General features: G+C 42.6%; 14 protein-coding genes. 13 read left to right on the top strand and 1 reads right to left on the bottom strand.

Features of this window, described 5'->3' with window-relative positions; translation table 11 throughout:
* Positions 1-25 precede the first annotated feature (25 nt).
* The 13 genes from AC3WT9_RS04200 to AC3WT9_RS04140 all read left to right on the top strand — a co-directional run bounded on the left by AC3WT9_RS04200 (position 26) and on the right by AC3WT9_RS04140 (position 11,140).
* Entirely contained in the window at positions 26-214 is a 189-nt protein-coding gene (locus tag AC3WT9_RS04200) for a hypothetical protein (protein ID WP_341093355.1), read from the top strand.
* A 182-nt stretch (positions 215-396) separates the two neighbouring features.
* Positions 397-1,092, top strand: coding sequence for a response regulator transcription factor (locus AC3WT9_RS04195; protein WP_341378715.1), 696 nt, complete (start codon positions 397-399; stop codon positions 1,090-1,092).
* A 3-nt stretch (positions 1,093-1,095) separates the two neighbouring features.
* Positions 1,096-2,355, top strand: coding sequence for a HAMP domain-containing sensor histidine kinase (locus AC3WT9_RS04190; protein WP_341378716.1), 1,260 nt, complete (start codon positions 1,096-1,098; stop codon positions 2,353-2,355).
* A gap of 87 nt (positions 2,356-2,442) precedes the next feature.
* On the top strand, positions 2,443-3,129 hold the full coding sequence (locus tag AC3WT9_RS04185; protein WP_341093358.1) for an ABC transporter ATP-binding protein: 687 nt from the start codon (positions 2,443-2,445) through the stop codon (positions 3,127-3,129).
* Positions 3,126-5,783, top strand: coding sequence for an ABC transporter permease (locus tag AC3WT9_RS04180; RefSeq protein ID WP_492407347.1), 2,658 nt, complete (start codon positions 3,126-3,128; stop codon positions 5,781-5,783). The genes AC3WT9_RS04185 and AC3WT9_RS04180 overlap by 4 nt, the downstream gene beginning before the upstream one ends.
* Positions 5,784-5,999: 216 nt before the next feature.
* Positions 6,000-6,809 carry an AAA family ATPase gene (locus tag AC3WT9_RS04175; RefSeq protein WP_341093359.1) on the top strand — a complete coding sequence of 270 codons (810 nt, stop codon included), beginning with the start codon at positions 6,000-6,002 and terminating at the stop codon, positions 6,807-6,809.
* A gap of 430 nt (positions 6,810-7,239) precedes the next feature.
* Positions 7,240-7,542 carry a PadR family transcriptional regulator gene (locus AC3WT9_RS04170; protein ID WP_341097680.1) on the top strand — a complete coding sequence of 101 codons (303 nt, stop codon included), beginning with the start codon at positions 7,240-7,242 and terminating at the stop codon, positions 7,540-7,542.
* 5 nt (positions 7,543-7,547) lie between these two features.
* A complete protein-coding gene (locus AC3WT9_RS04165) occupies positions 7,548-7,922 on the top strand; it encodes a DUF1048 domain-containing protein (protein ID WP_341093361.1) in 375 nt (124 codons plus the stop codon).
* Positions 7,923-7,924: 2 nt separating this feature from the next.
* Positions 7,925-8,278, top strand: a complete 354-nt coding sequence (locus tag AC3WT9_RS04160; RefSeq protein WP_341093362.1) for a DUF1048 domain-containing protein — start codon at positions 7,925-7,927, stop codon at positions 8,276-8,278.
* Positions 8,275-9,036 carry an ABC transporter ATP-binding protein gene (locus tag AC3WT9_RS04155; RefSeq protein WP_341093363.1) on the top strand — a complete coding sequence of 254 codons (762 nt, stop codon included), beginning with the start codon at positions 8,275-8,277 and terminating at the stop codon, positions 9,034-9,036. Before AC3WT9_RS04160 ends, AC3WT9_RS04155 begins: the two co-directional genes overlap by 4 nt.
* On the top strand, positions 9,037-9,807 hold the full coding sequence (locus AC3WT9_RS04150) for an ABC transporter permease (RefSeq protein ID WP_341093364.1): 771 nt from the start codon (positions 9,037-9,039) through the stop codon (positions 9,805-9,807).
* A 146-nt stretch (positions 9,808-9,953) separates the two neighbouring features.
* Positions 9,954-10,220: a hypothetical protein gene (locus AC3WT9_RS04145; RefSeq protein ID WP_341378717.1), complete on the top strand. Its 267-nt coding sequence runs from the start codon at positions 9,954-9,956 to the stop codon at positions 10,218-10,220.
* A 467-nt stretch (positions 10,221-10,687) separates the two neighbouring features.
* Positions 10,688-11,140 carry a hypothetical protein gene (locus AC3WT9_RS04140; RefSeq protein WP_341093365.1) on the top strand — a complete coding sequence of 151 codons (453 nt, stop codon included), beginning with the start codon at positions 10,688-10,690 and terminating at the stop codon, positions 11,138-11,140.
* A 243-nt stretch (positions 11,141-11,383) separates the two neighbouring features.
* Here AC3WT9_RS04140 and AC3WT9_RS04135 read toward each other — a convergent pair whose 3' ends face one another.
* Positions 11,384-12,067: a 4'-phosphopantetheinyl transferase family protein gene (locus AC3WT9_RS04135; RefSeq protein ID WP_341093366.1), complete on the bottom strand. Its 684-nt coding sequence runs from the start codon at positions 12,065-12,067 to the stop codon at positions 11,384-11,386.
* Positions 12,068-12,202: the final 135 nt, after the last annotated feature.

The following is a 12,202-nucleotide window of genomic DNA, read 5'->3' as shown; positions in this document are numbered from 1 at the left end:
TTGATTTCCTAGGAGGTTAAGATTTATGACAAATCAGGATCCGCAGGAGCTGCTTAAGCGAAAACACGAAATGGATGAGCAAAAAAGGCAGTTCACAAATTTTTCCCGAAGTGTTTGCGGCCACGGTGAGTTAGAAGCAGGGCAGGAATTCAGTACTGACCGGGTGCCTGACGATCAAAACCGTATGAAATCTGTTGAGAACAAACGTGATTGATAAAGCTATAAAAATAAGCCGATCCTTTTCTGGATCGGCTTTTCGTTGTCTAATGGATGAACCAGAGTTGTCTAAAATAAATTTTCCACTAAACAGCTTTGTGATAGATATCTTTCATGATACAGTGAAAAAAGGGTGTAGCTTAACTTTAAAAACTTTCTTGAATTAAACTGAGGTGCTCAATGAATCGAATTTTAATGGTTGAAGATGATGATAATTTGGTGTTCGGTATTGATTATACTTTAACGAGTGAAGGATATACCGTTGTTATTGCCGGTAGCTTGGAAGAAGCAAGGAAGGTATTGAAAACAGACACAGTCGATTTAATCTTGTTGGATATAAATTTACCTGATGGTTCAGGATATGACCTGTGTAGAGAAATCCGTACATTATCCCAGGTTCCCATCATATTCTTGACAGCTTTGGATGAGGAGACAAATGTTGTCGCTGGACTTGATTTGGGCGCAGATGATTATATGACCAAACCGCTCCGTACTAAAGAACTTCTCTCTAGAATAAAAGCCGTATTAAGGCGCAATCATAAGCCCACGGATGAAGCGAATAGATGGATATCCAACGATATTGAAGTTCGAGTTCTAGAAGGAACTGTTCTTAAATACAATCAGGAACTTTTATTGACGGGGCTGGAATATCGATTGCTATTAATGTTAATGACTCACCCTAAGCAAATTTGCAGCAGAAGTATCATTCTTAACAGTCTGTGGGATATGTCAGGAGAATTCATTGATAACAACACCCTTTCGGTTCATATTAGAAGGTTAAGAGAGAAGATCGAGGATGTTCCTGCTGTACCGAGATACATCATTACCGTTCGAGGAGTCGGATATAAATGGAATGCAGATGTTATAGGGAGATAAACCATGAATGAATTCGTCCGTAATCCAGAGTGGAAGTCTATTACTGTTAAAGCGATCGTATTACAAGTTATGTTAGCAGTAATCATGTTCTTTTATATGAGTTATCAAGTCAGTCAGATCAATAAGGCCGTGGTTAATCAGAATGCTGCATTGATTGGTTATGTTTTGAAGCAAGCTCCACAACTAGAAAATGAAATTATCCATTTTATCACTCAGGGTGCACAAGAAGATGAAATCGTAGAGGGAAAACGCAGCCTGGCTCAATATGCATACAAAGATGATATGCCCGTAAACAATCAACCTGTACTCTCGGATACCGCCTTACCCATGAAAACGGCAGCTCACGTTTTGCTTTTTAGTATTCCGTTTCTGCTGTTATTGGGATGGGAATACCGCAAAATATTTGATAAGATCCGAACCATAACCTTTGCAGCGGAGCAAGTTGTTGAACATCAGTTTGATCAACCGCTTCCGGAGAAGGATGAAGGCGACTTTGGTGCACTAGGACGAAACTTTAACGCGATGGCCGAAAGGTTACACAACAGTCTTCGGCAACTCCAACAAGAGAAATCGTTTCTACGAAACCTGCTTTCCGATATTTCGCATCAGCTCAAAACGCCGCTTGCATCCCTCATCGTTTTTAATGAAAATTTGCTGAATGATCCTCATATGAAGGAAGAAATGAGAACGAAATTTCTGGATCGAAGCCGTCAACAACTAGAGCGAATGGAATGGCTGATTATCAGTTTACTGAAGCTGGCACGGGTCGAAGCCGGAGCAATAACGTTCCAGATAGAACGAGTTCGAGTAAGAGCAATGATCGATCATGCTGTACATTCGTTGCGAATGTTATCCGAGCAAAGGAAGCAGAAGATTCACCTTCATGGTGGAGAAGATATGTATGTTTGGGCGGATGAAGAATGGCTAACAGAAGCCTTGATTAATTTGATTAAAAATGCACTGGAACATACGCCACTAGAGGGCGGAATTGATGTTACTTTAGAAAAAAATTCATTATTTCAGACAGTAATCATTCGAGATCAAGGAGAAGGCATTTCCCCAGAAGATTTGCCTCACATTTTTGAACGATTTTATAGAGGGAGAAACACGACAAAGCCGCAAAGTCTTGGCATTGGCTTGTCCTTATCCAAGTCCATTATTGAAGAACAAGGCGGGATGATCACCGTTGTAAGTCAGTTAGGGCTAGGAACAGAATTTAGAGTTTCGTTTAATACCTGGGATAGTGGAGGAAGCTTACAATAACGTAAGCTTCCTCTTCACTGTAATGTAAGCTTCGATCTTTATAATAACAAACATACAAAGAGGCACATTAGCTCAGGAGGCAAACAGGTGGAAATACTAAAAACGATTAATTTATGCAAAACCTATGGAAGTGCAGAGGCAAAGGTTGAAGCTTTAAAAAATGTCAATTTCTCCGTTCAGCAGGGAGAATTTGTTGCCATTGTAGGAGCCAGCGGGTCAGGAAAAAGCACCTTAATGCATCTCCTAGGTGGAGTGGACCGCCCGTCTAGTGGACAAGTCATCATCGCTGGTACGGATCTTTATACCAAAAGTGAAGAGGAGCTCGCTATATTCCGAAGACGGAAAATAGGATTTATTTTTCAATCCTACAATCTGATCCCGGTCCTATCTACAGAGGAAAACATCAAATTACCAATGCTATTGGAGAACAAAAGGGTAGATGATAAGTATGTCCAGGAATTAATGGGTATATTAGGTCTGACTGAGCGAAGACATCATCTTCCATCCGAATTGTCAGGCGGACAGCAGCAAAGAACGGCGATTGGGCGTGCGTTAATTAATAAACCGTCGATTATTTTGGCAGATGAACCTACCGGAAATCTAGACAGTAAAAGCAGCAAGGACATTATGGATTTACTTACGTTTTCCGTTAAAAAATATAATCAGACCTTAATCATGATCACGCACGATTTGAATATTGCTAAAATCGCAGATCGAGTCGTAAGAATTGAAGACGGAGTCCTTCTACAGCCAAATGAGGTGAGTGAACGTTGAAAAGCTACACAGCTCTCACCGGAAAGTACTTGAAGGGACAGAAAAAAAGATCGCTGCTTACGATCTTCGGTATAATCTTGTCGGTTACGCTGCTTACATCCATTGGTACAATTGGGATGAGCTATTGGGATAAGTCAGTCAGACAAACCCTGCGGGACTTCGGAGATTATCACGTCTCTCTCAATGGTATTTCGGGAGAAGCGGTCCCAAAAGTCAAAAACAATGCTACCGTAAAAAGTGCAGGCGTCATCAGTAGAGAAGGATATGCTGTTATTAGGGCGTCAAAGGAGAAGGAAAAGAAGGAAGATCCGTTTGCCGCACCCTACCGGTACCTGAATGTCAAGCGATATGATGCGAATGCAATGCAAATGCTTCAGTCACAGCTAGACTCGGGCCGCCACCCGGAAAATTCGGATGAAATTATCCTCTCCACATCGAGTTTGAGTTATTTTTCAAAAAAACCAAAGCTTGGTGAAACGATTACGCTAAACCTTGGAATCCGGAAGGTATCGTCAACGGGTGAAGACAAGAAGATAAGCGGACTTGGCGATTTTGGTTGGGATCTCGACGAAGCCTTCCAAGCACAATCCCAAAAAGAATATACTGTTGTAGGCTTTATGAAGCCCTTAAGCACAGGGAGCTGGTCTTCCAGATACATCTTTCCTGCAATTACTTTCGATGATAACAAAAACATCGATAACAACAAAAATTACTTTATTTACGTCAAAATGAAATCTTTGAATGACATCAAAGAAAAGACGGCAGATTTGATGTCCTCTTTACAGCTGAATGATGTCGAACAAGGTTCTGCTATACAACTGGATAGGGAGAGCTATATTAAAAATGTAAGAATTGAGTACAATAATGAGCTGCTTAGATTGTATGGCAAAAGCATTTATGAAGGTGTGAATAACAGCTTAATCCTATCATTCGCTGCTGTCATTGCGATTATAATGATTTGTACGATTGCAATGATTTATAATATTTTTCATATTTCTGTACTGGAGCGGATTTCACAATTCGGTATGTTACGATGCATTGGAGCTACACCAGCCCAAATTCGCAAAATTGTGATGCAAGAAGCGGCCCTGCTGAGCTTGATCGGCATACCCATTGGGATTCTCACGGGAACTCTTTTTATGAAGATATTGTTTTACAATATCAGCTTGTTAACGTTAGGTTTTTTACATGATATGAGAATGGTCATTTCCGTACCGATTCTAATCTCCTCCGGTTTATTGGGCTTGCTGAGCGTATTCCTTTCCGCTGTTGGACCAGCTAAACAAGCAGCTCGCGTATCACCTCTTGAAGCCCTGAAAAATGTGGGAAGCACGAAGGTTGAAACTATCACTAAGGTCAGAAAGTCTCTGTTCGTTAATAAGCTGTTTGGCATCGTAGGGCAATTCGCCAGCAGAAACTTGCAACGGAACAAGAAACGTTTTCGGATTACAGCCTTTTCCATGATTATTAGTATTATTTTATTTATTGTCTTTAGTGGTTTGGTTGATTTCATGCAGCGAACAACACAGCTCTCAGGAGCGCAGTATTCTTATTCGCTTTCCTATGATGGTCCTTCAAAACGAATAGACAATACTGTGTATCGGGATGTTTCTAAGCTTGATGCTGTTCAACAAGCCTACAAATTTTACAGTAATCAAGTAGATGCAATCATCCCTAAAGATAAGATTAATCCCAAATATTATGGATTTCATAAGGAGCGATACGTCGTTGACGAAGGGGAAGGTTATCGAACAGATAATAATTTCCTTGTGTCCTACGGAGTCAATGGCTTAAATGCTCTGCAATCCAAGCTCACGGCCGGGAAGATTGACAAAGAGAAAATGGATCAAGAGAATGGTGTTATCGTCCAACAAAAAATAAAGATGATGACAGAAGAAGGCAAACAGCTAATTCTCGATCAAACCCAATTTAAGGTTGGAGATCACATCAAAATTCGAACAGTTGAAGGAAGTGATAAAGAATATCAAACTGTGACAGTGACCGGAATCGTCGATCATGATTTGTTATCAAAGGAATATACTAGTAGCCATATTGTTACATTCATTACGACCCCACAAGTATACACCAATATTATGGGTAGCAATATTTACTCTAGAATTTTTATCCTTGCTAATTCCGATATATCAAATCATCCTATAACGGACTATCTTAAATCATTAACTGAGAAAGACGCTGGTTTTAACTACAATGATCGAGTGGCAGAGGTCGCTCAAGCTAAAAACGACGCAAAGACTTTTAGTATCTTGCTTTACGGTTTTATCGGTGTCATTGTTCTAATTGCTTTCTTGAACATTATCAATACAGTAAGCACGAATTTAATTCTTCGTACGAATGAATTTGCAACCCTCAAGGCCATCGGCATGACGCAGAAGGAAGTGAGGAAAATGATTATTTTAGAAAGCGTATTTTATGGATTGTTTGCCGCTGTAATAGGAACTATCCTAGGGACAGCGCTGGATTACGGAATACATCTTCTCTTCACCGGTGCTTTAGATGCAGAGTGGGTGTTCCCATGGTCCAGTATCGGGATCGCTTTCGCGGGTTCGCTGATCACAACGTTTCTCGCAACAATTAGTCCGATGTACAGGTTGAAGAAAGTAAATATCGTAGATGCTCTCCGGAGCGAGAATTAGGATCGGTTGGTTAAAAATAGTAACACAAAGCCAGCTATAAATAATGAATTTAAAACAGGCACCCTTTATCATACGGGGTGCCTGTATTTTGAAAATACAGCTGTCTTAGGAATCCCTAACTACAAATGTCCTAACGAAAGCGTTAGAAAAAAATACATTGTCTTTTTTCTGGTAAAATAGAATTCATACTATAAGCCAGGTAGAAGGAGTGCGGCAATGATTTATTTGAGAAGCTTTAAGCTTTCTGATTATACGGATCGGAATCCCAACATATACCCTGATTATGTATTTAAGCACTTGGCTGGAGAGGTGCTTTTGTTTGATCGAATTACTGTGTTGTATGGCAATAACGGGAGCGGAAAATCCACTTTACTCAATGTAATTTCCAACAAGCTGGGAATTCCGGGGGCCGAAAGAATGACAAGCTATGGGCATAGTATTTATGCTCAGCGATTCCTTGATTTGAGTAGCTATCAGCTTGGGCATGATGAGCACGAGCATGAGATCAGGCAACTTCCAAAAGGAAGCCGGTATCTGAAATCAGAGGATATTTTATATGAGATCAAGAAGATACAGCAATCTTCCGTGCTGCGTGAGGGAATAATAAATGAGCAGATTAACAAAGGGATGAGCAAGGCTCAGGCGGCACAACATGAAGCTACGTATGCGTTTAAAAAGAAGCTGGAGGACATTCAATTTTCACAAGAAAAATACTCTAACGGAGAAACGTCCATGCAGTTTTTTGAGGAATATCTGCTACCAGGGCAATTGTATTTATTGGACGAGCCGGAAACGTCACTTTCTCCTGCCAATCAAATACGGATGGCCGAACAAATAAATGAGCTGGCACGATATTTTGATAGTCAATTTATTATTGCCACGCATTCTCCCTTTGTTTTAGGCACATTACATGCAAAAACTTATAATCTGGATGCCAAACCTCTTCAAACAGCAGAGTGGTTTGAACTAGAGAATGTACAATTTTTTTATCGGTTTTTCAATAAGCATAAGCAATTGTTTGAATGAGAGTAGGACAGACACAGATTGTAGCTTTTCATCTGAGAAGGGTTTGCTCTAAGACCTTCCTCCGTAAGCTTGATTCCTGAGTGAATCTGATGAATGGATATCATATGATTGATAAAAAACAACTGGGGATTAATACTCGGTTGTTTTTTTACTGTCTGCGTATCAGGGTTGATAGAAGGGGGGAATCGGATAGCTAAAAATTTGATAACAGACAGAAGTTAGAGACGATGATAAAAGTTTCGAAGGAATATTTTGAAGAACTAAGAATCTTGTGGTTATAGAAATGGAAACTATAAATATAGACCGGCATTATCCGAACAACCGCTATTGACAAACCACTACTTTGTGTTACTATATAGTGGTAGTAAGTAATACTGAATACCAGTCATACAGAATAGCAAGGGGGATTGTGTTGGAAAACCTGACGGAAATGCTCAAAGGCGTGCTTGAGGGCTGTGTCCTTGAAATAATAAGCCGCAAAGAAACCTATGGCTACGAAATCACGCGGCGGCTGAACGCCCTCGGCTTTACAGATGTTGTGGAGGGAACGGTGTACACCATCCTGATCCGGCTTGAAAAAAGCAAGCTGGTGGATACCACCAAAAAACCCTCCGACATGGGTCCTCCGCGAAAGTTTTTTGCGCTCAACGATGCGGGGCGTGAGGAGCTGCGGAGGTTTTGGGAAAAGTGGCAATTTGTTGCATCGAAAATCAACCAATTAAAGGAGGAGTAGGAACAATGCTTGATTCGATCATAAAATTGATAATTGGCGATATGGAAGAAAAACGGGCCTATAAACAAATGATGAAGAGGGTTGATGCCTTACCGAAAGATTATCGGTTTGCATTTCGCAAAATTCAACATTATATGTTTAGCGTTGGCCCCCTAGGCGGCGGTGACATGACGATATTTACGGACTTGACGATGTTTAAGGACTTAGTGGATTTATTTGAAGCAAGTGCGGCAGAGGGCAGGCAGGTTCTTGATGTCATAGGCAGTGACGTCGGCAAGTTTTCTGATGAGTTTATGCGTGCGTCGGTTACCAATACCGAAACAATGCGGGAAAAACTAAACAAAGAGATTATGGAAAAATTTAATAAGGAGGGGCAATAACTATGCTGGAGCTTATCAAAAAAATGATCGGGGATAAAAAAGAGTATAAGCAGCAAATGGCAAGGGTAGAAGCGCTTCCTGAAGACTATCGGTTCGTATTTGAAAAAATCCATGGATACATGTGGAGTTTCGCAGTAGGAGACGGCTCTGATATGTTGAAAATTCAGCACGAATTGATCGAGTTGTTTGAAGCGAGTGCGGCGGACGGCAAACACGTTCTCGACGTGACGGGCGAAGATGTTGTCGGGTTTTGCGACGAGCTTCTGCGCGGCACGAAAATGTGGACCGATAACTTTCGCAATAAATTAAACCGCGACATGATGAACAAACTCGGAAGGGGGGACGATTCTAAATGAAAGACATCGCAATTCAAGTAAAGGATTTAAAAAAATCCTACAAGACCACGGAAGTCCTAAAGGGAGTGAATTTCGAGGCGCGGCGCGGCGAAATCTTTGCCCTGCTCGGCTCCAACGGCGCGGGCAAAACGACGATTGTTAAAATTCTCACCACGCTGCTTAAACAGGACGGAGGCACTGCCTTCGTAAACGGCTTTGACATCGCGTCAAAGCCCGACCATGTACGTCAGTCGATTAGCTTGACAGGACAGTTTGCTGCCGTGGACGAGATATTGACCGGGCGGGAAAACCTGATCATGATTGCCAGGCTCCGACACCTGACAAATCCGATTCAGATCGCGGAGGATTTACTGAACCGCTTCGGCCTGAACGAAGCCGCCAAGCGCAAGGTGTCTACTTATTCGGGCGGTATGCGCCGCAGGCTCGACATTGCCATGAGCCTTGTGGGAAAACCGCAGCTTATTTTTCTCGACGAGCCGACCACCGGGCTTGACCCCGAAGGACGCAACGAGGTTTGGAAGACAGTCAAAGAGCTTGCGGATAATGGCACGACGGTATTCCTGACCACACAGTATTTGGAAGAAGCTGAGCAGCTTGCAGATCAAATTGCCATTCTGCATGAGGGCAGGATTATTGCGAGCGGCACCCTCGCGGAGCTGAAAAAGCTGTTTCCGCCCGAAAAAGTGGTGTATGTTGAAAAACAACCCACATTGGAGGAAATATTCCTCGCAATCATCGGCAAAAAGGAGGAAAAGTAAATGGAAACGATTAAGAAACACTTTTTCAGCGATATGAGCGTTATGCTTGGACGTTCCATGCGCCATATTTTCCGCAGCATGGATACCATCATCACGGTCACCATCACTCCGATCGCAATGCTGCTGCTGTTCGTTTATGTGTTCGGCGGCGCGATTCAAACCGGCACGGATAACTATGTAAATTACCTGTTGCCCGGCATCCTGCTGATTGCGATTGCAAGCGGTATTGCCTATACGGCTTACCGTCTGTTTATGGATATGCAAAGCGGCATCTTCGAACGGTTCCACTCCATGCCGATTGCACGTTCGGCCGCGCTGTGGGGGCATGTTCTGACCTCATTGGTGTCCAATGCGATTTCGGTTGCCGTCATCATTCTTGTAGCGCTCATTATGGGTTTCCGCTCGCCGGCGGGAGTATTGTCATGGCTTGCGGTGGCCGGTATACTTGCGCTGTTTACGCTGGCTTTGACATGGATCGCGGCGATTGCCGGACTGTCCGCAAAATCGGTGGACGGCGCAGGCGCCTTTTCCTACCCGCTTATCTTCCTTCCGTTTATTAGTTCGGCGTTTGTGCCTACCGAATCGATGCCGTCGGCTGTCCGCGTTTTTGCCGAGAACCAGCCAGTGACTTCAATAGTGGAAGCCATCCGCGCACTCCTGTCGGGGCAACCTGTCGGGAATGACATTTGGGTTGCACTCGCGTGGTGCTTAGGGATATTGATCGTCGCATATCTATTTGCAATGCGCACATACAAACGGAAAGCGGCTTAAACAATGTAAAGGAACTGAATATGTCAGTTATCAAAGAGCCAGACGCTAAGACGCAGAGCCGATTACCGTGAGTGAAATCACAGTTGCCGGCTCTTTATTTATGAAGGACATGAGAGCTCCTTAATACAGCCGGAGGGATGATAGAAATGAAAACGGTTTTAGACGGTCAACGAAATCATGTCGGAATAAAAAAGAGAAATATCTTTTGGTTCAGAATAAAAAGAGATGCCATCCTGTATGCCCTTTTGCTGCTGCCTCTGTCGTACATTGCCATTTTTAAATATGTTCCCATCAATGGCTTGATTATGGCATTCCAGGATTACAACATTTTTGCAGGAATCGGAGGGAGCGAATGGGTAGGACTGGATGTGTTCCGGTTTATTTTTCAGCAGGACAGCTTCTATCGCGCATAGAAGAACACGCTTGTTCTGAATGTTCTGGATTTGATCGCGGGATTTCCGGCGTTCCTGACCATTTGCGCAGCGTATCCGTTAACGAAGAAGCGGCTATGGGGGGAAGAAACTTTATTTTATCAGCATTGGTCTTCACTATGTATTTCAGCGGCGGTTTGATTCCCTCCTATATTTTACACATACCGAAATACTATCCGTCCGCAGAAGATGTTCATTTCACCGGGGCCGTCAATTATGGTCCTACCCGGCAGGTGCAGGGGAAAAAGTAACAGCAGACAAAAGCAGAAACCACAACCCGCACAAGCAATTTTGTAGGCTGTGGTTTTTTAGCTTCGGTTCATTGTTATAATAGAAGGCGAAGTGATACCCAACGGACGAAATAGTGGGAGAGTACGATGGAAAATCACCAGAGCGAGCAAATGGCTCTCAATTTCGTCTGATTAAATGAAGAAACAAGGGGGGAGAGTTTGAGAAAATCTCTGTTTTTGATAATTCCGCTCTGGCTGGCAAGTACTTTTTTTGCAATTTGGCCAATTCATGCGGATTGGGCATACAATTTTGTTGTAAACGACGGGAAATCCTATATCATTTCTGACAATCAAGTGGAAAAGGAACAAATCGGTTCAATAATAGGCAAAGTTACATCATTTTCAGACAAGGAAGGCACATACTCAGGTAATTTTTCGAATTACTATCCGAAGGGCACTGAATATTATAATATCAAAGATTTGGACAAAAATGAGGCAATTGCGATTAAGATAAATGATGGGTCATTCATTAAAGCTAATTATGAGGGTGAATATGCCGGTTCCAGATTTGATTGGGAAAAAGTTTTATGGTATTCCGCCGGCTTAATCTTGCTAGTCCTTGTCATTGTCATTGTCATTGTCTTTGTGAAAAATAATTGGAAACGAATCTAATAATAAAATGAAGGATCGTTAAGACGTTAGTTAAATAAAACAGCGACAGTCTAGGATTTTATTTTGTCGCTGTTTCGGCTTCTGGTGTCAGTCTAATTATTCATTGGTGGCATCGTTAGGATTCATTTCAAAAATGGCTCAGCCATCCGGATCATTTCTTCTTTACTAAAATACTGTCCGCTCATCTCGTCCATTTGATAGTGGACAGATTCTCCGGACAGGTGATGGAAATATGAAATCCATTCACCACACATAGAGCTCACTGAGCTTAATAAAAGTGGCAGCTTCCGGCAGGCTGCAGCAGCTTGAACAAGCGGCGGCTTTGTAGTCTGGGGCTATAGTATAAGTCTGTAAGTACATTGATTCCGCTTGCGTGATCAGATTAAAGCTGCCATCTTCACGCTGCTGTACCGTAAATGAATCAAGCGGCCGGGACAGCCCGGTACCAATCGCCTTGATGTAGCTTTCCTTTAAGGTCCACAAGTCATAAAAAAAATCCTGCCGCTCCCCGGCAGACTTGCCTTGCAGCGCCTCTCGCTCCTCCACAGAAAAAAACCGCTCTGCTATTTGAATATCTATAGGCCGTATCTGCTCAATATCTACTCCGAGAGAACCCTCATTCATTCCCCAGATCATCAGCACCCAATCTCCTGAATGAGACACATTATACTCAAAATCAGGCAGCCCAGACACCCCCGGTTTGCCGAATGGATTCTCCTCGAATTGAATTTTGCCATTCCGTTGACCGAGCTGGCTGCAGAGGATGTACCGCACCAGTATCTCGCCAAATAAAGAACGATAGGCATCTTCCTTATGGAAAAACCGGGCGAGACGTGCGCGCCGGACTTCCGATACCTGTGCTGTAAAATAAGCATAGCTCTCCAGACTTAGCTGCTCCGGGAGCTTAAAAGCAAGAATTTTGGACATAAACAACACCTGTCTTAGGAGATTTTAATTTGTTTTCGTTATTGTGAATGTTGCGAAATATGAAGTCCGTTCTCTAAACAGGACAGCTATACGATTCTAGCATATTATTTTGAACTCACTCCATATCTAAATTGG

Source organism: Paenibacillus sp. EB106-06-01-XG199, from assembly GCF_058791575.1.
The sequence above is the reverse complement of the archived record's forward strand: the minus strand, read 5'-3'. Positions and strand labels throughout refer to the sequence as shown.